The sequence below is a fragment of the Pseudomonas sp. B6(2017) genome, assembly GCF_002112765.1.
Classification (GTDB): Bacteria; Pseudomonadota; Gammaproteobacteria; order Pseudomonadales; family Pseudomonadaceae; genus Aquipseudomonas; species Aquipseudomonas piscis.
Map to the genome: position 1 here is coordinate 21911 of NZ_NEIQ01000026.1, position 20542 is coordinate 42452.

Below are 20542 nucleotides of genomic sequence, written 5' to 3' on the forward strand. Positions count from 1 at the left end.
GCCTCGCCAACTCGACGACGGCTACAGGGACATGCGCTGGGCGGTGCCGAACAGGCTCACGCGGCGCAGCACTCCATCGCACTCTTCCAGGCGCAACGGCGCGGTGCCGCCCGGCATCACCACCTGGACCTCGCCGGCCTTGACCCAACCCACTCGCCAGGCGGCGCAGGCCACGGCACTGGCACTGGTGCCGGAGGACGCCGTCGGCCCCTCGCCCCGCTCGAACACCCGGGCCACGATGCGTTGCCCCGATTCGCGCGCCGCCCATTGCAGGTTGACCCCGGCCGGGCACGGCTCGCCACTGCCCACCGGCAAGGCGAAGGCCGTGGCGGTCAGGCTCTCGGCCAGGGGCGACTCAAGCATCTGCCGGTTGTCCGGCAAGGCGCCGGCCTCATCCACCAGGGTCACGCAATGGGGATTGCCGACCCGCACGAACTGGCTGTATTCCCATTGCGGGTTCAAGGCCTGCAACGGGCTGACCTGGCTCAGTTGGCGTCCATTGAACGTCACTGCCTCGACGCCCAGGGCCGCCACCGCCTCGGGACCGAACGCCGGTTGCCCGAGATCCAGCCAGAAGCCCTGCACACCCGTCACCTGGGCTGGCTCCACGACCGTGGCCACTGGCGAGAGGCCGGCGCCCTGGTCGTGATGGACCTGCAACACAGTCTGCCCCGGGTCCGGCAGCAACCCTTGCTCGGTGAGGGCCTGGGAGAAGATCGTCAGGCCGTTGCCGCTGCGCTCGGCCAGGGTGCCGTCGGTGTTGACGATCAGCAGGTCGAACGGCGCCGCCTCCTGGAACGGCCCCACCAGCAGGCCATCGCTGCGGTGGGCCTTGGCTCCGGCCGGGCGGCTGCCCGGCGCCCAGTCGCACAAGGCGGCGATGGCCTGCTCGGCCCATAGCCGTCGATCCCGCGCCGCCTGGGCCGCAGTGCCCGGCAGGGCCACCCCCAGGCGCCGCAACGCCGCCGGCGAGACCACGCCATAGATATTGCCCCGTGCATCGTAGAACGCCGCCATCGCCCCATCTCCGAAAAAACCAGCCGCTGACATTACGACCAATGCCGCGGCTGTACCAGAGGATCGATCAGCGAATCGGCAGGGCCATCGGCCGGATCGGCGCCGCATCGGCACCCCGCAGCTTGAGCGAGGCACCGATGAAGGCGAACTGGTAGACCTTGTCCCGGGCCAGGCCCTCGAGATTCACCAACTCCATGATCGGCGCGCCCTGCATCGCCAGCAGATAGGTGTGCAGTGGCAGATAGTTGCCCTCGACCTCGGACGGGAAGGTCTCGAAGCTCAGGTTGTCGGCCCCCACCACCATGGCACCGCCCTCTTCCACCAGGAACTTGGCGGCATCCAGGCTCAGGCCCGGCGGGTTGGCCATGTACACCTGGGCGTTCTCGTAGTCACGCATGCGCCCGGTGCGGATCAACACCACATCGCCCTTCTCCAGGGCCACCTTCTGCTTGGCCAGGGCCTGCTTGAGATCGGCGCGGGTCACCCGATAGCTGTCGGCCAACTGGTCCAGGCCCTTGGCCGCGGCCACATCGATCATCACCCCACGGGCAATGATCGGTGGCAGCTTCTCGGCCCCGGTGACGTTCCAGCCCCGGTCGCCCAGGTGTTGGTCGGCGCGGAAGCCGTTCCAGATCTTGCCGTTGAGCCCGAAGTGGTTGAGGGCGTCGATATGGGTGCCCATGTGGGCGTACATCGACACCGCCGAACCGCTGTAGCTGACGTGCTGGTTCATCGGCTCGCCGACCTGCATCGGGTCGGCGATCACATTGCCGTGGGGGGTGTGGGTCATCCACATCTGGTACGGCGGATCGCCGGCGGCCTGCCAGCTGGGCATGCCGACGAAGTAGTCCACCGCCAGGTCGTAGGCCTGCTCGCCGCTGACCCGGGACATGATCGCCGCTCGCGATTCGGGGGTGATCAGGTTCAGGCGGCCGATCTCGTCCTTCGGCCCCCAGGGGCTGATGCCCACGTCTGGCTGCTGCGCGGTGGCGGCGCTGCAAGCGGCGCTGGCGAGCGACAGGGCGAGGACCCCGGGAAGGATTTTCGACATTGCGCGGATACCCATGACAACACTCCTTTGAAATAGAAGTGGCCATGGTATTGGGCGGCTATTCAGAGATAATCAGCCGATTGGTGAATAGATATTCAACTCAAGGGAAACAATATGGATGTACTGATGGCCATGCGCACCTTTCGCCGGGTGGTGGAACGCGCCAGTTTCAGCCTCGCCGCCGCCGACCTCGGGCAGTCCACCGCCGCGGTGAGCAAGCAGGTCCGGCAGTTGGAAGAGCGCCTGGGCAGCTTGTTGATCTTGCGTACCACCCGGCGCATGAGCCTGTCGGAAGCCGGGCAAAGCTACTTCACCGAGTGCTGCCACCTGCTGGACGAACTGGACGCCCTGGAACGCGCCACCCAGGCCGGATCGAGTGAGCCCGGCGGGCGCCTGCGGGTCAACGCGCCGCTGTCGTTCGGGCTCAAGGTGCTGTCGCCGATCCTGGTGGCCTTCATGCAGCGCTATCCGCAACTGCAAGTGGACCTGACCCTCAACGACCAGGTGCTGGATGTGGTGGGCGAGGGTTTCGACGTGTCGCTGCGGATCCGCCGCCAACTGGAAGACTCATCGCTGATCGCCCGCCACCTGGGCCAGGTCGAGCAGGTGATCTGCGCCGCGCCGGCCTACCTCCAGGCCCAGGGCACGCCGGTGGGCATCGCCGACCTGCACCGGCATCGCTGGCTGGCCTATCGCCTGGCCGAGCACCCCGGGCGCTGGCAACTGGAAGGTCCCGAAGGGCAAACCCGGCTGGAGCTGCCGGTGCACTTCGCGGTGGACAACAGCCTGATGCTGGCCGACATGCTGGTGGCCGGCCTGGGCATCGGCGCCCTGCCCGGCTTCGTCGCCCAACCGCTGCTCGACAGCGGCCAGTTGCAGCGGCTGTTGCCGGAACAAAGCCTGCCCAGCCGGCACATCTATGCCCTGTATCCCAGCCAGAGGCACCTGTCGCAGAAGGTCCGGGTATTCGTCGACTTCCTGGTCCAGGCCCTGCAGCAAGGCTGAGTCTCAGGCGGTGGGGACTTCCAGCCCGACCTTGACCCGGTTCATCGCCACCAGGGTCTTGAAGCGCTTGACGTTGGCGTTGTCGAAGAACAGCTCGCGGGTCAGCTGGTTGTACTGGCCCATGCTGCGCACGCAGAAGATCAGCACGAAGTCGCACTCGCCGGCCACGTAGTAGCACTGCTGGACCTGGGGACAGGCCTGGAAGCTGCGCTTGAGCGCATCGAGCTGGTCGACCCGCTCACTCTCCACCTCCACCTCGACGATGATGCTCAGCTCATGGCCCAGGGCATCGGGGGCGACCACCGCCGTATAGCGTTCGATCACCCCTTCCTCGGCCAGGCGCTTGAGGCGCCGGTTGACCGCTGCGGTGGACAGGTTGACCCGCAACCCCAGTTCGCTCTGCGCGGTGCTGGCATCGCGCTGCAGCTCGGCGAGCAGCTTGAGGTCGTAGGCGTCGAGGCTGGTGGTCATGATGGGGCTCCGGGTACGGCAGGCATGGGTGGAATGATATTGCGCGACGGCGCGCGATTATGCGTAACCGACGCCCGGCCTGCGCAAGTTTATTCCGGCCCTGCGAGCTGGTTCGGTGGCAGCTTCAAGCACTTGCCGGCTCCTGCGCTGCGTCCGGAGGAAGGGTTGCCCGGGCAGCACGGCACCTGTTCCACGCCCCTGGGCTGATCGACCGCGACGCCATCGCGAGCAGGACTGGCCTGGTGATTTCTGCAACCTTGGCTCGCCAGATTTGTCACAATCCCCGACTCGGCCGCATGGGGTGCCCTGCGCTACCTGGCGGCCGGCAGCGAACGGCTCGACCGCAGGCGGCCGGCTAATCCGCCGCCGTGGGCGGTTCAGGCAACCGCCCCATGGCCGGCCCTGGATGTCCGTTCGCCCATGCTCCTGATCAATATTGAAGACGCCACCGACACTGCCCCTACCAACACAGGGTCGGCGAAACGGCACGAGCGGCGCCCCCCGCACAATGCCCGGCCAGCAAGGATTTTTATGACTGCCAGCAACACCCACTTCCAGGCCACCCCCGGCCGCCTCGAACAGATGTCCACCCGCGTGGCCTATTTCATCGCCGGGTTCGGCATCGCCGCCTGGGCGCCGCTGGTGCCCTACGCCAAGAGCCGGGCCGGACTCGACGAAGGCACCCTGGGCCTGTTGCTGTTGTGCCTGGGCGTGGGCTCGATCCTGGCGATGCCCATTGCCGGCGCACTGGCCGCGCGCCATGGTTGCCGGCGGGTGATGGCCGCCGGCACCTTGCTGATCTGCATTGCCCTGCCCTTGCTGGCGACCCTGGCGTCGGCGCCGTCGCTGATGTTCGCCCTGTTCATGTTCGGCGCCGGGCTCGGCACCGTGGATTCCACGGTCAACCTGCAAGCGGTGATCGTCGAGCGAGCCAGCGGCAAGACCATGATGTCGGGGTTCCACGGCATGTTCAGCCTCGGCGGGATCGTCGGCGCCGCTGGCGTCAGCGCCCTGCTGGGCCTGGGTTTGTCGCCCCTGGGAGCGACCCTGGCGGCGGTGGCACTGATGCTGCTGGCCCTGGCCAAGTCCGCGCCGCACATGCTGCCCTACGGCAGCCAGAGCTCGGGACCGGCCTTTGCCGTGCCCCACGGCGTGGTGCTGTTCATCGGGTGCCTGTGCTTCGTGGTGTTCCTGGCCGAAGGCGCGGTGCTGGACTGGAGCGCGGTGTTCCTCACCGCCGAGCGCGGCCTGGATACCGCCTACGCCGGCCTGGGTTATGCCGCCTTCGCCCTGACCATGACCGCCGGGCGCTTGACCGGCGATGCCATCGTCCATCGCCTGGGCGCCCGTCGGGTGATCTTCATCGGTGGTGCCACCGCGGCGGCCGGCATGCTGCTGGCCACCCTGGCCCCGGCCTGGGAAGCGGCGCTGCTGGGGTACGCCCTGGTGGGCGCGGGATGCTCGAACATAGTGCCGGTGCTGTACACCGCGGTGGGCAAGCAGAAGGTCATGCCCGAGGCCATCGCCGTCCCGGCCATCACCACCCTGGGTTACGCCGGCATCCTCGCCGGGCCGGCGGTGATCGGCTTCATCGCCCATGGCAGCAGCCTGAGCGCGGCCTTCGGCCTGATCGCCGCGGCGCTCTTGGCAGTGGCCGCCAGCAGCAAGGTGCTCAAGGTCTGAGCCCCCGGCCATCTAGCCGCTGCTGAGCCTGCGAAGCTGCGCACAGGGGCGCAGCACCCGCAGGCCTCGCACCCGGCGTGCCAGGCCCGACGCGCCGACGACACCAGCGTCTGCTGCGCAGCCGTACGCAGCCTGCGATAGCGGCTACACGAAGCCAGTAGCGGCGGCACGTCTCAGAAACCGACGCTGGCCTGGACGAAGAAGGTCCGTGGCGCGCCCACGTAGATCCCCGAGTTGTTGTCGCTGGAGCGGGTGTAGTACTGGCGGTCGAAGACGTTCTTCACCCCGGCGCCCAGCTTCAGGTTCGACAGCTGCGGGCCGAAGTCATAGCCCCCACGGATGTTCCACAGCACATAACCGGGCATGTCGCCGTACTGGCCGTCGGCGCTGCCCTCGGTGATGTAGTTGCCGGTGAAGCTGCCATTGCTCTTCACCCCGGTACCTGGCGAACGCTGCCCGGACTGGGCGAAGGCATCGATGTTGTAGGTCCAGTGGTCGATGTCGTAGCGCAACCCGAGAGTGGCCACCTGGCGCGAGTAGAACGGCAGGTCGCGGCCCTTGAAGCCGGGGATCTCGCCTTCGTAGCTGGCCCGGGTATAGGTGAAGCCGGCGCTGGCGGTCAGCCCTTGCAGCCGTGGGTCCAGGGCTGCGAGATCGTAGTGCATGGAGGTTTCCACACCCTGGTGCTTGGTGGCGCCGAGGTTGGTCCAGCCCACGTCGTTGCTGATGTATTGCAGTTCATCGTCGAAGTCGATGTAGAACAGGGTCACCTCGCCACCCCAGACATCGTCGTTGTAGCGCGTGCCGATTTCGTAGGTCTTGGCCTTTTCCGGGCTCAGGCCGTTGGCGGTCTGGTCGCCTTGGCCGCCCTGGCCCAGCTGGAAGTACTGCAGGCTGCCGAAGGAGGTCTCGTAGTTGGCGAACAGCTTCCAGGCGTCGGACAGGTGATACATCACGCTCAGGGCCGGCAGCGCCTCGTTGCTGTCGATGCTGCGGCGCTTCTCCTGGACCCGCACGCCATCGGTGCCCGGCACCGGCCGGTCATGCCAACGGGTGCTGATGTCCTCGAAGCGGATCCCCGGGGTGATGGTCCAGTTGCCGACGTCGATCTTGTCGTCGATGTAGTAGGCATGGGCCTCGGTGCCGCCGGTACGGTCCTGGTAGACGTGGCCATCGGCATCCTTGGTCAGCACCGGCTGGTTGTTCACCAGGGCCACGCGGCTGGCCTGCTCATGCATGCCTTCCTTCAGGTAGCGGTAGCCCACACTCACCTCCTGGGTGGTGGGCCCGAGGTCGAACACATGGGACACCCGGGGCTCGATGCCGAAGGTGTAGTAGGTGCGCGGGTAGGACACCAGGGTCTTCTGGTCGCGGGCGGCGATGTTGCTGCCACGGAAGCTGTCGGAGTAGTAGGTCAGCACCTCGAACTGGGTACGGTCGTCCACCTGGCGCAGGTACTTGAACGACACATCCTTGCGCCGGCCACTGAAGTTGTCCCAGTCCCGGTCGGAGTCGTAGGGGTGGGCGTCGTACTGCTTCTGGGTCAAGCCGCCGGGCATGTCGGCGGTGGCATCGTAGTAATGCAGGTTCAGCGAGAAATCGTCCTGATCCGTGGGTGCCCAGTGGGTCTTGAGGATCACGTCGTCGATGTCGTTGCCATTGTTGCGCTCGCGGTAGCCGTTGCCATTGACCCCGGAATACAGCAGCGCCACCCCCAGGCCGTTGTCGGCGGTACCGCCGAGGAACGCCGTGTCGATGTGCTTCCAGCCGCCACGCTGGGAGGTTTCCAGGGTGGTGCCGATTTCCCCGGTCGCCTGCTCCGGGATGGCCCGGGTCACGAAGTTGATCACCCCGCCAACGTTCTGTGGCCCGTAGCGTACCGAACCGGCGCCGCGCACCACATCGATGCTGTCCAGGTTGCCCGAGGAAATCGGTGCCATGGACAACTGCGGCTGGCCGTAGGGCGCGAAGGCCGCCGGCACACCGTCGATCAGCACCGTGGAGCGCGGCGACAGGCGCGAGGTCAGGCCGCGCACGCCGACGTTCAGGGCGATATCGCTGCCGCCGGTACCGTTGGCGTCCTGCACCTGCACCCCCGGCACCCGGCGCAACACATCGCCGACATTCATCGCGCCCTGCTCGACCATGGCCTCGCGGCGGATCACCGTGCGTGCCCCCGGATGGTTCTGGACTTTCTCGGCATCGGCATCGGCCAACCAATCGCCCACCACGCTGATGCTGGTGGAGTCCAACTGCAGGCTACCGGCGGCAGCCGGGGCCGGGGCCGGGCTCAAGGTCACCGAGCTGCCGTCGATCCGGTACTGCAGGCCACTCCCCTGGAGCAACTGGCCCAGGGCCTGCTCCGGGGAGAGGTTGCCGTCCACCGCCGGGGCCTGCTTGCCGGCCACCAGCTCGGGGCTGAAGAACAGTTGCAGTGAAGTCTGCAAACCCAGCTGGCCCAGGGCCTGGCCCAAAGGCTGGGACTGGATGTGGATGGCATTGGTGCCCTGTGCGGCCTGGGCCTGGGGCAATGCGGCCGACACCGCCAGGGCCAGCGCCAGAGGCAGCCAGCGGCGGGTGGGCAAGGGTGATACGGCAGGAAGAACGGTTATTTTTGTCACGTCGGCGGCTGTCCTGTGGATCGCACCAGGGTGCGTCTGTTAATGCAAACCAGTTGCGTTGGACAAGAAGACGACGAACTGAAAAAAAACCTGAATCTAACGGGAAAAAATTTCCTGGCTGCCGTCGGCCCGGGTGCGTACCGCCACCGGCAGGACGCTCGGCAGGGCTTTTAGCAGGGCGTCGGTGTCATCGGACTTGAATACGCTGGTCAGGCGCAACTCACCCAGCGCCGGGCTGGCCAGGTGCAACGGCTGCTGGCGGTAGCGCGCGACCTCGGCCAGCACATCGGCCAGCCGGGCGTTGTCGAACACCAGCTTGCCGTGGCGCCAGGCCGTCGAATTCTCGGGATTCACCGCGTAGGCCGTGGCCACCCGGCCCTGGGCGTCGACATGGGTCCCAAGGCCCGGGGTCAGGGTGATGAAGTCATCGGCGCCAGCCTGTCGGCCCTGGACCCTGACCCGCCCCTGGGCCACCACGACCCGGGTCTGTTGCGGGTCGCGGCGCACGTCGAAACGGGTCCCGGTCACCGTGACCTTGCCCGGGCCGGCATTCACCACGAAGGGTCGGGCGCTGTCGTGCTCGACGCTGAACAGGGCCTCGCCCTCCTCCAGTTCCACCAGGCGCTGGTCCTGGGCATAACGGACCTGAAGCCGGCTGCGGCTGTTGAGTTCGACCTGCGAGCCGTCGGGCAAGGCCACCAAGCGCCGCTCGCCCAGGGCAGTGGCGAAGCTGGCGCTATAGGAAGTCGTCGGGCCCAGGCCGCTGAACGTACCCAGGGCCACCGCCACGGCCAGCACCGCAGCGGCCGCGGCGACACGCAACCACGGGCGCCGCCTGCCGGTAGCCGCAGGCTCGGCGCACAGGGCCCGCAAGCGTGCCGCCGGCACCAGCTCGGCAGCGGCCCACAACGACTGCAGCACTTGCCACTCATGGTGGTGTTGCGGGTGTTCGGCCAGCCAGTGCTGGAAATCCGCCTGTTGCTCCTGGCTCAGCCCGGGCTCTTGCAGGCGCACGAACCACTGCGCCGCCTCATCGCGAACCTTGGCCTGTCCACAGGCACAAGCGCGGCTGTCCATCATGCGGAATCCTGTTTGGCAGAGGGTGAAGAAACCTTGCGACTCATGGCAGCGGCCCATCCAGGCGCTCGCGCAGGTGCCGCAGGGTGCGGATCATATACTTTTCCACCATGTTTTTTGACAGCCCCAGGCGCTCGGCGATCTCGGCCTGGGTCAGGCCCTCGATCTTCTGCCAGACGAACACCTTGCGGCAGTTCACCGGCAATTCGCCCAGGGCCCGCTCGACGGACGCGGCCAACTGCAACGCATGCATGAAATGTTCGGGATCGCCGCTGGGCGACACACCAAGCTGGGCCTGGTGTTCTTCCAGGCCGGCGCGCCGGTCTTCACGGCGAAAAGCATCCACGGCGATATTGCGCGCGGTCTGGTGCAGGTAGGCCCGCGGCTGTTGCACGCTGGCGGCGTCGGACTCCAGCACCCGGACGAAGGTGTCGTGGGCCAGGTCCTCGGCCTGCTGGCGATTGCGCAAGCGCCGGGTCCAGGTACCGATCAACTCTTCGTAATGCTCGAAAAAGCCTGGTCTGCGGGGCGGCTTGGCTGTCATCGCGATGCGCTGGAAAGGTGGGGCGTGAATAGTAATGCTTCGCATTAATGCCGGCAATGGACTTGCCGACCGCTCGCCTCCTAGCGGCTATAGAACCTTGGCGGCTCGACGAACAGGTGGGTTTGCCCGGCCACCAGCCAATCCCCCAGGCACGGTTGCAGGTGGGCCAGGCAGTGCAGCAACTGCCACGCCTGGGCATAGGGAAAGTCCAGCAGGCGCAGGCTCAGTCCCATGTCGCCCGGCCTTCGCGGACGCTGCGCAAGCGCAGGCTCCAGCCAAGATTGAGCCCGGCGGCGGCCAGCAGGATGGCCGCGCCGCCCAGGACCTGCAGCCAACCCAGGCGATGGCCGAAGACCAGCCAGTCCACCAGCACCGCCACCAGTGGATAGATAAACGACAGGGCCCCCACCAGCACCGTGGACAGCCGCTGGATGGCGCCATAGAGCAAGGTCGACATCAAGCCGGTGTGGACCACGCCGATGGTCACCAGGTAGAACCAGGCCTCGCCGGCGGGCGCTGGTAGCGAACCCAAGGCGAAAGGCGCGCTGAGCAGCATGCCGAGCAGCATCTGCAGCAGCACGATCAACGGCGCCGGGACTTCGCGCAGATGCTTGGTGGTAGCCGCGGCGATGGCATAGAAGAAGGCCGCGCCCAGGGCCAGGAGGATGCCAAGCAGGTAGTCGCCGCCGACCATTGCCGAGGCAGGCCGGGCACCGACGATGAACAGCATTCCGGCGAAGGCCAGGGCCAGCCAGCCGAGCTTGCCCGGCGTCAGGCGCTCACCGAACAGCAATGCCCCAAGGCCCACCAGCATGAACGGCTGGGTGTTGTAGACCACGGTGGCCACGGCGATCGACGCCTGGCTGTAGGCGCTGAACAACAACACCCAGTTGAGCATCAGCGCGCAACCGCCCAGGGCGATCAGCGCCACCTGGCGCCCGCTCAAGCGCGAGCCTCGCAACAGGCCCAGGCCGGCGCAAGCCAGCAACATCGCCAGGGCGCCGAACACACAGCGCCAGAACACCACGACCCAGGGCGCCTGTCCCGAGCCCACCACCAGCCAGCCCACAGTGCCGGAGATGGCCATGGCCGCGAGCATTTCCAGGGTTCCGCGAGTCTTGGTCTGCATCCTGTGCTTCCTGTTGGCAGGCGCCCGGGCGCGACCCGGTATGAGAAACTCCGGGGCACGGCGAGCAATATTCATTAAAACGAACGATAGATCGGCATAATGAACAGAGCGAATTATGCCCGTCAAGCACTTCAAGGATGATTTAATAGACGACATGAACGATAAAACGAACGAAATGAACGAACTCTCCCCCATCGGCCTGCTGGCCCACGCCATCAAGCGCGAACGCCTGAACGCCGGGTTGTCGGTCTCGGAACTGGCCAAGCGCGCCGGGGTGGCGAAGTCCACCCTGTCGCAACTGGAAGGCGGGGTGGGCAATCCCGGCATCGAGACACTGTGGGCCCTGGCCATGGCCATGGGCCTGCAAGTCACCAAGTTCCTGGAACAGCCCGCCCCGCAATTGAAGGTGATCCGCGCGCGCGAAGGCGTGACCGTGCACGCCGAAGATGCGCCCTATGCCGCCACGCTGCTGGACAACTGCCCACCCGGGGCGCAGCGCAACCTGTACCGGGTGCTCGCCCAGCCCGGCCGGCCTCGACAGTCCAGCGCCCATCCACCGGGCACGGTGGAACATGTCTTGCTGTGCCGCGGACGAGCGCTGGCCGGTCCGCTGGAACAGCCGCTGCGCCTGGAGCCCGGCGACTACATCAAGTACAGCGCCAGTACCCCGCATCTGTTCGAAGCGCTGGAACCGGACACCCTGGCCCTGGTGGTGATGGAACATCCCTGATCAGCGCAACCCAGTCCCACGGCACAGGTATTTATCTGTGCCGTCGAGTCTGGAATCATGCCCCTCTCCCTACAGGATCGAGCCCCTATGCCACTTCTACCGCGCCTGGTCACCACGCTTCTCGGGGTGTTGCTGGGCAGCCTGGCCGCCCACGCCGCCCAGGCTCCCGAACCGCATATCTACTACAGCCTGGTGCCCGGGCATTACCTGTTCATCGGCAAGGAGCCCGACGGTGGCCCGACTTATTCGGGCACGGCGGTGATCCGCTTCGAAAACCAGGCCCTGACCCTGGTCAAGACCCTCAATGGCCAGACCACCACGGCCATCGGCAAGGTGGAGCGGGCCGTGATGGGCGAGGCCGAAGTGTTGCGCTTCAGCTGGCCGGGGCACAGTTCCACCTGCCTGGTGCGCGGCGACCTGGACAACTACTCGCGCCTGACCTGCTACTGGATCAAGGCCGGGATCGAGCACCTGGAGCCGGGCCTGGAAGCCTACTTCCCGACAGAAACCTGGCCCGGCCACCAGCACGAGTGATAACCGCCCCTACCAGTTGTGCTGGTTGTTGCGTGACGGGGTGAGCAGGCGCTGGGCCAGGTGCGCCGCCGCCAATGGCGATGCGCAGTGCAACAGCGGATACCCCCAGAACTTCTCGTAATTGCCGGCAAAGGCCTCGACCCCGGCCTGGGCCTCGGGCTCCGGGGCGACCACGATCATCGCCTTGATCCAACGCCGCAGCGCCGCCTTGTGGCGCTTCATCCACAACGATCCCTGCTTGAGCAAGGCCAGGCTCTGCTCGCTGGCGCGCTCTTGCGGATCGGGCATGCCCTCGCTCAACAAGACGAAGGCATGGCCGCGCTCCATGAGTTGCTCGAGTTGCACGAAGGGGTCGGTTTCAAGGCCCGGAACGGGGGCGGCGTGACGCATCCAGACCAGGGGAAAATGCTGGTGATCGAAGTACATGGGACACCTCATGATGGCTTTCAAACAAGAATGCTTATCATCTTCGAGAGACAATCTGTCCACATCAGTCAAGATCGACAAATTATTGATCAATCCAGCCAAAGATCGCCGCCAGGCCGCCGCGTCGTGTAGCCGCTGGCGCAGGCCCCGCGGGCCTTGGCGCAGCCTCACAGGCTTGGCGGCTAAAGGAATGGGTGTGAAGCGAAATTACAGGTCGCTGTCCAGGACCTGGCGGCGCTCGGCGAAAAAACGCCCGGGCGGCTGGCCCACGGCCTTCTTGAACATGCGGATGAAGGCACTGGCGCTGTCATAACCCAGGGTCAGCGCCACCCGCTCCACCGAATCGCCACGCCCCAGTTGCTTGAGCCCCAGCAGGATATGCAGCTGGCGCTGCCAGCGCCCGAAACTCAGGCCGGTTTCGGCCAGGATCAAGCGGCTCAGGCTGCGCTCGCTGAGACCGATCAGCTCGCCCCACTGCTCCAGGCTCAGGCGCTGCTGCGGCTGTTCGAGAATCTGCTGGGCCAGGCGGCGCAGTTGCCCATGCCGGGGCATGGGCAGGTGGATCTGCTCCCGTGGGGCAACGGCCAGCTCGTCCAGGGCCACCGCCATCAATCGCCCCTGGGCACCATCCAGGTCGTAGAGCTGCGGCAACTGCGCACAACGGCGCAACAGCTCCTGCAACAAGGGTGAGACCGCCAGGGTACAGCAGGCATCGGGCAGGTCCCGGGCCTGTTCCGGCTCGACGAACAGGCAGTAACCCTGGGCATGCTCCAGCCCCTGGACCCGGTGCGCGACCGCGCTGGGAATCCATACGGCGCATTGCGGCGGCGCCAACCACAGGCCCTCGGCGCTTTCGCAACTGAGCACCCCGGCCAGGGGGAACAACAACTGCGCCTTGCGGTGGCTGTGCCAGGGTCGCTCCCAGCGCTCCTCCTGGGCCGAGATGCGCAAGGCGCAAACCGGACGCGGGATGGCGTCCGGATCATCAGTCTCGCGGGGTGGATCGAACCTCGACATGCCTGTCCTCGCGTCTTGTCTTCGAATAACTCCAGCGATGCGGTGCTGCGCGGCAAGGCCGGTGATTGTGCCCAGGTCCCGGGACTTGGCCAAGCAACCTGAACCCGGAGTCACGTCCAGGGACGGCCGCAATCGACACTTCACGGGGCATGGCAAGCTACCTGCTCCAGCAACCAGCCCTTGAAGGTGCTCATGGCCGCGGTTTCCGTGCGGGATTGCAGGCGGGTCAGCCAGTAGCTGCCGGTGACGATGCCCACCGCAAAGGGTTGCTCTATCGCGCCGCTGGCCAGTTGTCGCTCGAACATCATCGGCGGCGCCAGGGCCACGCCCAAGCCTTGCAGGGCCGCCTCGAGCATGCCCAGGGACGAATCGAAGACGATGCTTTGCGGCAACAGCGTATTGCTCCCGAGGCCTGCGGCCTCGAACCACTGCGGCCATTCATCGGTGCGATAGGAACGCAGCAGGGTCTGGCCCAGCAAGTCCGCCGGGACCTGCAACTGGCGGGCGATCTGCGGCACGCACAACACCGACAGCGGCGCTTGCATCAACTGCAACGCCTCGGTGCCGTGCCAGGCCCCGCTGCCGAAGCGGATGGCATAGTCCAGGCCCTCGGCAGCCACGTCCACCCGGTTGTTGTTGGTGCTCAGGCGTAGATCGATATAGGGAAAGCGCGCCTGGAAATCCCCCAGGCGTGGCAACAACCAGCCCACGGCGAAGGTGCCCACCGCCCCCACCGTCAGCACCTCGCGATAGTGGCCACCATCGAAGCGCCCCAGGGTCTGGGCGATGCGGTCGAAGCATTCGCGCAGCACCGGCAGCAGCGTCTCGCCCTCGCTGGTGAGCATCAGCCCCCGGGGCAGGCGCTTGAACAGGGTGACGTTGAGCTGGGCCTCCAGGCTCTTGACCTGGTGGCTGACGGCAGCCTGGGTCACGCACAGCTCGATGGCCGCGCGGGTGAAGCTCAAGTGACGCGCGGAAGCCTCGAAGGCGCGCAGGGCATTGAGGGGTAGATGAGGTCTGAGCATATTAGAGCCTTAGTTTTTCTAATGGCTAGCACGAGATATCGTCGTTTGTCGATCCTACGCAGACTGCCTAAATTTGGCGTCGCTCGTGCGACCTGCACGCTGTCTTTCCCTGCCAGGAAAGATCCACGGGCCTTGCGCAGCGGAGCGTTCAAACCGCTCACGCAAACCGCAGGACCGCTTGGAAGCCTGCGGCCAACACCACTAAAAAACATGGAAAACCAATAATCATGCGGCAAACGACCTTGACCGGATTGACCATGATCAGCGCCTGCGCGCTGCTCGTCCTCGCGCCCCAGGCCCTGGCCGAAACCAGCCCCGAGCACGCGCTGAAAGCCACGGTGGATGCCACCATCCGCCCCCTGATGCACCAGCAGGGTATCCCCGGCATGGCGGTGGCGATCATCGCTGGCGGCCAGCGACATTACTTTAACTACGGCGTCGCTTCCAAGGACAATCAGCGACCGGTGGACAACGACACCCTGTTCGAGGTGGGTTCGGTGAGCAAGACCTTCACCGCGACCCTCGGCGGTTATGCCCAGGCCAGCGGCAAGCTGGCCCTGCAAGACCCCGCCAGCCAGTACCTGCCGGCCCTGCGCGGCAGCGTCTTCGACGGCGTCAGCCTGTTGCAGCTGGCCACCTACACCGCTGGCGGCCTGCCGCTGCAGTTCCCCGATGAAGTCCAGGGCGAGGCCAAGACCCTGGACTACTACAACACCTGGAAACCCCGCTTCGAACCTGGCACCCAGCGCCAGTATTCCAACCCCAGCATCGGCCTGTTCGGCTACCTGGCCGCCCGTAGCCTGGGCCAGCCATTCGACCAGTCGATGGAAGGCTTGCTGTTTCCCAAGCTGGCCCTCAAGCACAGCTACCTCCACGTGCCCAAGGACCAGCTGGAGCACTACGCCCAGGGCTACGACAAGCAGAATCGGCCAGTGCGCGTCGGGCCCGGCCCCCTGGACGCCGAAGCCTACGGGGTCAAGACCAGCGCCCCGGACCTGCTGCAGTTCGTTGCCGACAACCTGCAACCGGGGCAGCTCGACGACACCCTGCAAAAGGCCCTGGCCAGTACCCAAAGCGGCTACTACCAGGTGGGCGACATGACCCAGGGCCTGGGCTGGGAGCGTTATGCCTACCCCGTGTCCCTGGCGCGGCTGATGGCCGGCAACTCGACACCGATGGCCCTGGAGCCGCATCCGGTGCAATGGCTGACCCCGGCCCAGCCGCCCAAGGCCGACGCGCTGTACAACAAGACCGGCTCCACCAACGGCTTCGGCGCCTACGTCCTGTTCGTCCCGGGCCAGCAAGTGGGCATCGTGCTGCTGGCCAACAAGAACTACCCCAACGAGGAACGGATCAAGGCCGCCCACAAGATCCTCGCCGCCCTGGATAGCCCACGCTAAGGGCGCCCCCTCGACGCCCCTCGAGCCAGGCGCCACGGGCCGGCAACGGCTACGTGGCGCCTGGCTTGTCGCCTTGGCCAGGGCGCCTAGACTCAATGAACCCCTCGACCGTTCACCCAGGCAAGGTTGGCCAACGGCGGCTCGGCTGCGCCAAGACCAGGTCCGCAAACCCGCAGATTTGCAGGCGCAGGCTTGCACGCTGAACCTTCCACGCCGCTTTCCGGTCGATAACTGCAACCGGGCCCGGGTTGCCAGCGTACTGCAGGCAACCGGCCAGGAATCCAAGCCGCCGGAGAGACGCCCCGTGATCACGACAATGCAAATCGCCAGAATCAAAGCCTGGGGCGCCCATGGCTTCACCGCTACCGGAGTGGTCAGCGCCCTGCTGGCGACCCTGGCGCTGTTCGACAACCAGCCCAAGGCCTGCCTGCTGTGGCTGGGAGTGGCGCTCTTGGTGGATGGCGTCGACGGTTCCCTGGCCCGCAAGGTCAAGACCAGTTCGGTACTGCCCAACATCGACGGCTCGGTGCTGGACCTGGTGATCGACTACCTGACCTACGTGTTCATCCCGGCGCTGTTCATCTATCGCTACATTCCGCTGCCGGAATACAGCGCCTTGCTGGCCACCTCGCTGATCCTGCTGTCGTCGCTATTGTGTTTCTGCAACGTCAACATGAAGAGCCACGACAACTACTTCCAGGGCTTTCCCGCCGCCTGGAACGTAGTCGCGCTGTGCTTCTACCTGATCGAGCCGGGCCCCTGGACCACCCTCTTGAGCATCTTCGTCCTGGCCCTGCTGACAGCTACCCGGGTGCAGTTCCTGCATCCGTTCCGGGTCCGCAAGTGGATGCCGGTGAACATCATCGTGACCTTCGTCTGGCTGCTCAGCGGCGCCCTGCTGATCCTCGGCCACCCGCAGCACAACCCGGCGATCATGGGCCTGTGGCTGGCCGCTTCGGCCTACTTCCTCGGGATCTGCCTATGGCGCTCGGCGCAGGAGTGGCTGGGCAAGGCTTCTTGAGGCGACGCTGAACCTGGCGCCCAGCACGGATGATCGCCGGGCATGAATGGCCCGGCGCGAAAGCTCAGAACGCCAGCTTGTAGCCGATGGAGAACAGCATCACCGCCAGGCACGGGCGCAGGAGTTCGTCGGAGACCCGGCCAGTCATGTGGCTGCCCAGCCAGATGCCCGGCAGCGAGCCTATCAGCAGGAACCCCAGGAGCTCCCAGTCCATGTTGCCCATGCTGGCGTGGCCCAGGCCCGCCACCAGGGTCAGGGGCACGGCATGGGCGATCTCGGTGCCCACCAGGCGCTTGGTGGCCAGGAACGGATAGAGCAGGAACAGCGCCACGGTACCCAGGGCCCCGGCGCCGATGGAGGTCAGGGCGACCATGGTGCCCAGGATCAACCCGGTGACCAGGGTCAGAAGATTCAGGCCCCCGACGCTGGGGCTGTAGTCGCCGCCGTGGCGCTGGGCGAAGGCCATGAGATTTTTCTTGAACACGATGGCCAGGGCAGTCAGCAGCAGGACCACGCCCAGGCCTTGCTTGATCACCGCGTTCAGCGACTGCGGATCGGCATGCAGGTTCTTCAGGAACCACAAGGTCAGCAGCACCGCCGGCACGCTGCCCAGGGTCAGCCAAGCGGTGATGCGCCAGTCGATATTGCGGTTCTTCTGGTGCACCAGCACCCCACCGGACTTGGTGATGGCGGCGTATAGCAAATCGGTGCCCACGGCAGTGGCCGGATTGATGCCGAACCACAGCAGGATCGGGGTCATCAACGACCCGCCACCCACTCCGGTCATACCCACGATGAAGCCGACGATCAGGCCTGCGACGACAAAACCGAAATTACCCACATCCATCAAATAAAGCCCTACAGATCATGCGGCCAGGTGAAAAACTGGCGGCAGCATAGCGGCTAAAGCTTATGACCATTTATATGAATAAAATCTAACGTTATAACCGCCCTTGAATTTTCCATGCACCCTGCGCATGCCAACCCCGCCCCACTTGCATCCTGCGCACCACCGGACCATGCATCGTCCCGCTGCCACGCTCGGTCCGGAAGTGGCGTCCCAGGGCCCGGCTGCATACCCGGGCCCTGGCATCCGGTATCCTGCTCGGCGCTTGCCCGGGCGCCCGGCGCAGCGCTCCCTGCGTATCCAAGGAAGGCCCATGACACCCGCCGACACCCCCTACCAGATCGAACAGCAACGCATCCGCTTCAGGCGCCTGAGCTTGCAACAATCCGCCACGCAGCAGCAGCCACCCCTGGAAAACTGGGGCCTGGCGCTGTCCGGCGGCGGCATCCGCAGCGCCACCTTCGGCCTTGGGGTCCTGCAGGCGCTGGCCCGGGCGCCGGTCCCCGACACCCATCAGGCGAACCCCGAACAGCCTCCGGCCAACACCGAGGAACGCAGCTTGCTGTCGCGGTTCGACTACCTGTCCACGGTCAGTGGCGGCGGTTACATCGGCAGTTTCTTTTCCAGCCTGTTCCTGCCCGGCCGCCTGCGTCCTGCGGACTCCCGTGACCCGGTGGGCCAAGCCGCCCGCGATGCCTACCAGGCCCTGCGCTTCGAACCACCGGGGCGCATCAGCACCGGCGTCGACTACGCCGAGCGCCCGGTCGGCCAGGGGCCTACGGCCTGGCTGCGGGAAAACGGTCGCTACCTGACCCCGACCGGCGCCGGCGACATGCTCTACGCCCTGGCCATGACCTGGCGCAACTGGTTGTCGCTGCACGCCATGCTCGGCCTGCCGATCGTGCTGGTGCTCAGCTTGCTCAGCCTGTTCCAGGTGCTGAGCCAAAGCAGCCTCTTGCTCTGGCCGCTGATGGCCGCGTTGCTCTTCGCCCTGCCCTGCGCCGTGGCTTATTGGCTGGTGATTCCCCGGGGCGACCTGGACCAGCCGCCGCGCCTGGACAACGCGGCCTACCGCAGCCTGCTGGCGCTGGTCGCCGGCCTGTGGCTGGCTGGCGGCCTGGCCGATAGCGTGGCCCAGTGGCATGGCGTGGGCGTCCTGGCCCTGGCCGCCGCCCTGGTGGGCAGCAATGCACTGCTGATCACCCGCCAACTGGTGCGCAACCTGGCCAACAACCGCGATCCGGGCAAGGACAGCACCTGCCAGAACTGCGTGCGCAATTACCGGGTGCAGGTCACCCGGGCCCTGGGCCGGGCCATGGCCGCAGTGGCGTTGCTGGTGTTCCTCGCCCTGCTGGTGAGCAGCGCCGAGCTGCTGTACGGCTACTTGCAGGCCTACCGGACCCTGGGCGCCATGGCCTTGCTGGTGCTGGTGATGTGGCTGGTGCGGCGGCTGGTGCTGCTCAAGGATGAGAAACCGTTGCCAGGCTGGATGCGCAAGCTGCCGCTGGATGTACTGGCGCTGATCGCCGGCGGCCTGCTGCTGGCCCTGCTGTGCCTGGGCTGGGCCCTGCTGGTGCAGTGGGTGGCCCACGACGGTGGCAGGGTGGCCTACGACGCGGCGGCGGCCTGGCGCCTGCTGGGACTGAGCCTGCTGGCGGCGCTGCTGGTGTGCGTCAGCGGCCGCTTCATCGGCTTTCTCAACACCTCGTCGCTACAGGCCTTCTATAGCGCCCGGCTGACCCGGGCCTACCTCGGCGCCTCCAATGGCCAGCGTTTCAACGGCCCGGCGCAGCAACGCCGGACCTACCTGAGCGTGGCCGAACCGATGTCCAGCGACGACCTGTCGTTGCAGCAGTACTACGCCACGCCAAGCGCCGGACCGGTGCACCTGATCAACGTCACCATGAACCTCACGGTGGACCCCGCCGAACAGCTGGTACAACGCGATCGCAAGGGCCAGCCGCTGTGCATCGCCCCGAACTGGGCGCCCGCCCTGGACGGTAGCTGCGCCCCCTGCGACGGCCCGGCCGAAGGCTACACCCTGGACGGCAAGCCCTACCGCCGCGACCTGCAACAGGCCCCGGCCTCGGAGATCATGCTGCCCTTGAGCCTGGGCGGATGGATCGGCGTGTCCGGCGCGGCCTTCAGTACCGGGCTGGGGCGAGCCACCAGCCTGGGCATGTCGCTGGTCCTGGGCCTGGCCAACGTACGCCTGGGCATCTGGTGGCCCAGCCGCTTCCTCGATCCCGGCCAGCAGCACTGGGTGCGCCAGGATCTCAAGCCCTGGACCTACTACAGCACCCAGGCTTATCTGTTCTACGAGCTGACGGCGCGTTTCCACGGGCATCGCCGCGATTACCAATACCTGTCCGACGGCGGGCACTTCGAGAACACCGCCACCTACGAACTGCTGCGCCAGGAACGCCAGGTACGACTGATCGTGACCTGCGACAGCGGCTGCGATCCGGACTACCGCTTCGATGACCTGGCCAACCTGGTGCGCCTGGCGCGTATCGACCAGGCCCTGGAGATCCGCGAGGACCCGGGCGTGCTCCAGCATCCACTGCTCAAGACGGTGTTCGCCAGCCAGGAGCAGTTCCGCCAGCCACCGGACGCCGACAGCCACCAGTGCGCGCTACTGCTCAATGTGCATGCCCATGCGCCTGGCTGCGAGAGCGGCATCGCCGCCCAGCCCCATTGCCGGATCCTGGTGCTCAAGCCGCGCCTGATCGCCGGGCTGGCCCCCGATGTGTGCAATTACGCCCGCAACAACCCCGGCTTTCCCAACCAGAGCACCGTGGACCAGTTCTTCGACGAAGCGCAGTTCGAGAGCTACCGGCAACTGGGCCTGGAGATCGGCCGGACGCTGTTCGGCCAGGAGGGACAAGCCAACGAGATAGCCCAGGCCCTGTGGCGCTATCTCGATGGTGAAGCAGCGCTCTAG

General features: G+C 66.3%; 19 protein-coding genes. 7 read left to right on the forward strand and 12 right to left on the reverse strand.

Translation table 11 applies throughout. The annotated features are described in order from the left end of the window. Nucleotides 1-21: 21 nt before the first annotated feature. Both CAG11_RS30625 and CAG11_RS30630 read right to left on the reverse strand, forming a co-directional pair. Nucleotides 22-1017, reverse strand: a complete 996-nt coding sequence (locus tag CAG11_RS30625) for a hypothetical protein (RefSeq protein WP_085600067.1) — start codon at nt 1015-1017, stop codon at nt 22-24. Between the two features lie 67 nt (nt 1018-1084). Next, nucleotides 1085-2083, reverse strand: a complete 999-nt coding sequence (locus CAG11_RS30630) for a cyclase family protein (protein ID WP_085600069.1) — start codon at nt 2081-2083, stop codon at nt 1085-1087. Nucleotides 2084-2182: 99 nt separating this feature from the next. Here CAG11_RS30630 and CAG11_RS30635 point away from each other — a divergent pair, with 99 nt between their 5' ends. After that, nucleotides 2183-3073, forward strand: a complete 891-nt coding sequence (locus CAG11_RS30635) for a LysR family transcriptional regulator (protein WP_085600071.1) — start codon at nt 2183-2185, stop codon at nt 3071-3073. Nucleotides 3074-3076: 3 nt separating this feature from the next. Here CAG11_RS30635 and CAG11_RS30640 read toward each other — a convergent pair whose 3' ends face one another. Then, nucleotides 3077-3544, reverse strand: a complete 468-nt coding sequence (locus CAG11_RS30640) for an Lrp/AsnC family transcriptional regulator (RefSeq protein ID WP_085600073.1) — start codon at nt 3542-3544, stop codon at nt 3077-3079. Between the two features lie 531 nt (nt 3545-4075). Here CAG11_RS30640 and CAG11_RS30645 point away from each other — a divergent pair. Next, nucleotides 4076-5227 carry an MFS transporter gene (locus CAG11_RS30645; RefSeq protein WP_085600075.1) on the forward strand — a complete coding sequence of 384 codons (1152 nt, stop codon included), beginning with the start codon at nt 4076-4078 and terminating at the stop codon, nt 5225-5227. A gap of 173 nt (nt 5228-5400) precedes the next feature. Here CAG11_RS30645 and CAG11_RS30650 read toward each other — a convergent pair whose 3' ends face one another. The 5 genes from CAG11_RS30650 to CAG11_RS30665 all read right to left on the reverse strand — a co-directional run bounded on the left by CAG11_RS30650 (nt 5401) and on the right by CAG11_RS30665 (nt 10598). Continuing rightward, nucleotides 5401-7848 carry a TonB-dependent receptor gene (locus tag CAG11_RS30650; RefSeq protein ID WP_085600077.1) on the reverse strand — a complete coding sequence of 816 codons (2448 nt, stop codon included), beginning with the start codon at nt 7846-7848 and terminating at the stop codon, nt 5401-5403. A 96-nt stretch (nt 7849-7944) separates the two neighbouring features. Continuing rightward, nucleotides 7945-8928: a FecR family protein gene (locus tag CAG11_RS30655; protein WP_085600079.1), complete on the reverse strand. Its 984-nt coding sequence runs from the start codon at nt 8926-8928 to the stop codon at nt 7945-7947. Between the two features lie 40 nt (nt 8929-8968). Next, complete coding sequence (locus CAG11_RS30660) at nt 8969-9469, reverse strand: RNA polymerase sigma factor (RefSeq protein WP_053137336.1); 501 nt, start codon at nt 9467-9469, stop codon at nt 8969-8971. 80 nt (nt 9470-9549) lie between these two features. Beyond that, complete coding sequence (locus CAG11_RS33900; RefSeq protein ID WP_022639787.1) at nt 9550-9702, reverse strand: hypothetical protein; 153 nt, start codon at nt 9700-9702, stop codon at nt 9550-9552. After that, entirely contained in the window at nt 9693-10598 is a 906-nt protein-coding gene (locus CAG11_RS30665; protein WP_085600081.1) for a DMT family transporter, read from the reverse strand. The genes CAG11_RS33900 and CAG11_RS30665 overlap by 10 nt, the downstream gene beginning before the upstream one ends. A 154-nt stretch (nt 10599-10752) precedes the next feature. Here CAG11_RS30665 and CAG11_RS30670 point away from each other — a divergent pair, with 154 nt between their 5' ends. Then, on the forward strand, nt 10753-11328 hold the full coding sequence (locus CAG11_RS30670; RefSeq protein ID WP_085600083.1) for a helix-turn-helix domain-containing protein: 576 nt from the start codon (nt 10753-10755) through the stop codon (nt 11326-11328). Between the two features lie 87 nt (nt 11329-11415). Further along, nucleotides 11416-11862, forward strand: a complete 447-nt coding sequence (locus CAG11_RS30675; protein WP_085600085.1) for a hypothetical protein — start codon at nt 11416-11418, stop codon at nt 11860-11862. 9 nt (nt 11863-11871) lie between these two features. On the opposite strand, the gene CAG11_RS30680 is transcribed toward CAG11_RS30675, so the two are convergent. From CAG11_RS30680 to CAG11_RS30690, 3 genes are all read right to left on the reverse strand, one after another. Beyond that, nucleotides 11872-12288 carry a hypothetical protein gene (locus tag CAG11_RS30680; protein ID WP_085600087.1) on the reverse strand — a complete coding sequence of 139 codons (417 nt, stop codon included), beginning with the start codon at nt 12286-12288 and terminating at the stop codon, nt 11872-11874. Between the two features lie 207 nt (nt 12289-12495). Beyond that, nucleotides 12496-13305: a helix-turn-helix domain-containing protein gene (locus CAG11_RS30685; protein ID WP_085600089.1), complete on the reverse strand. Its 810-nt coding sequence runs from the start codon at nt 13303-13305 to the stop codon at nt 12496-12498. A 140-nt stretch (nt 13306-13445) separates the two neighbouring features. After that, nucleotides 13446-14330: a LysR substrate-binding domain-containing protein gene (locus CAG11_RS30690; protein WP_085600091.1), complete on the reverse strand. Its 885-nt coding sequence runs from the start codon at nt 14328-14330 to the stop codon at nt 13446-13448. Between the two features lie 227 nt (nt 14331-14557). Here CAG11_RS30690 and ampC point away from each other — a divergent pair, with 227 nt between their 5' ends. Both ampC and pcsA read left to right on the forward strand, forming a co-directional pair. Further along, nucleotides 14558-15730: a class C beta-lactamase gene (gene ampC / locus CAG11_RS30695; RefSeq protein ID WP_085600093.1), complete on the forward strand. Its 1173-nt coding sequence runs from the start codon at nt 14558-14560 to the stop codon at nt 15728-15730. A gap of 304 nt (nt 15731-16034) precedes the next feature. Continuing rightward, nucleotides 16035-16751 (forward strand): phosphatidylcholine synthase, encoded by a 717-nt coding sequence (gene pcsA, locus CAG11_RS30700; protein WP_085600145.1) that lies wholly within the window; start codon nt 16035-16037, stop codon nt 16749-16751. 64 nt (nt 16752-16815) lie between these two features. Here pcsA and CAG11_RS30705 read toward each other — a convergent pair whose 3' ends face one another. Beyond that, nucleotides 16816-17598: a sulfite exporter TauE/SafE family protein gene (locus tag CAG11_RS30705; protein ID WP_085600095.1), complete on the reverse strand. Its 783-nt coding sequence runs from the start codon at nt 17596-17598 to the stop codon at nt 16816-16818. Nucleotides 17599-17911: 313 nt separating this feature from the next. Here CAG11_RS30705 and CAG11_RS30710 point away from each other — a divergent pair, with 313 nt between their 5' ends. Continuing rightward, on the forward strand, nt 17912-20542 hold the full coding sequence (locus CAG11_RS30710) for a patatin-like phospholipase family protein (RefSeq protein ID WP_085600097.1): 2631 nt from the start codon (nt 17912-17914) through the stop codon (nt 20540-20542).

Excerpts from the sequence above, each read along its gene's own strand:
- CAG11_RS30685 (WP_085600089.1), bottom strand. The coding sequence starts at position 13,305 with ATGTCGAGGTTCGATCCACCCCGCGAGACTGATGATCCGGACGCCATC.
- CAG11_RS33900 (WP_022639787.1), bottom strand. The coding sequence starts at position 9,702 with ATGGGACTGAGCCTGCGCCTGCTGGACTTTCCCTATGCCCAGGCGTGG.
- CAG11_RS30670 (WP_085600083.1), top strand. The coding sequence starts at position 10,753 with ATGAACGATAAAACGAACGAAATGAACGAACTCTCCCCCATCGGCCTG.
- CAG11_RS30665 (WP_085600081.1), bottom strand. The coding sequence starts at position 10,598 with ATGCAGACCAAGACTCGCGGAACCCTGGAAATGCTCGCGGCCATGGCC.
- CAG11_RS30635 (WP_085600071.1), top strand. The coding sequence starts at position 2,183 with ATGGATGTACTGATGGCCATGCGCACCTTTCGCCGGGTGGTGGAACGC.
- CAG11_RS30660 (WP_053137336.1), bottom strand. The coding sequence starts at position 9,469 with ATGACAGCCAAGCCGCCCCGCAGACCAGGCTTTTTCGAGCATTACGAA.
- CAG11_RS30690 (WP_085600091.1), bottom strand. The coding sequence starts at position 14,330 with ATGCTCAGACCTCATCTACCCCTCAATGCCCTGCGCGCCTTCGAGGCT.
- CAG11_RS30675 (WP_085600085.1), top strand. The coding sequence starts at position 11,416 with ATGCCACTTCTACCGCGCCTGGTCACCACGCTTCTCGGGGTGTTGCTG.
- CAG11_RS30710 (WP_085600097.1), top strand. The coding sequence starts at position 17,912 with ATGACACCCGCCGACACCCCCTACCAGATCGAACAGCAACGCATCCGC.
- CAG11_RS30630 (WP_085600069.1), bottom strand. The coding sequence starts at position 2,083 with ATGGGTATCCGCGCAATGTCGAAAATCCTTCCCGGGGTCCTCGCCCTG.
- CAG11_RS30645 (WP_085600075.1), top strand. The coding sequence starts at position 4,076 with ATGACTGCCAGCAACACCCACTTCCAGGCCACCCCCGGCCGCCTCGAA.
- CAG11_RS30640 (WP_085600073.1), bottom strand. The coding sequence starts at position 3,544 with ATGACCACCAGCCTCGACGCCTACGACCTCAAGCTGCTCGCCGAGCTG.
- CAG11_RS30625 (WP_085600067.1), bottom strand. The coding sequence starts at position 1,017 with ATGGCGGCGTTCTACGATGCACGGGGCAATATCTATGGCGTGGTCTCG.
- CAG11_RS30655 (WP_085600079.1), bottom strand. The coding sequence starts at position 8,928 with ATGATGGACAGCCGCGCTTGTGCCTGTGGACAGGCCAAGGTTCGCGAT.
- ampC (WP_085600093.1), top strand. The coding sequence starts at position 14,558 with ATGCGGCAAACGACCTTGACCGGATTGACCATGATCAGCGCCTGCGCG.
- CAG11_RS30680 (WP_085600087.1), bottom strand. The coding sequence starts at position 12,288 with ATGTACTTCGATCACCAGCATTTTCCCCTGGTCTGGATGCGTCACGCC.
- CAG11_RS30705 (WP_085600095.1), bottom strand. The coding sequence starts at position 17,598 with ATGGATGTGGGTAATTTCGGTTTTGTCGTCGCAGGCCTGATCGTCGGC.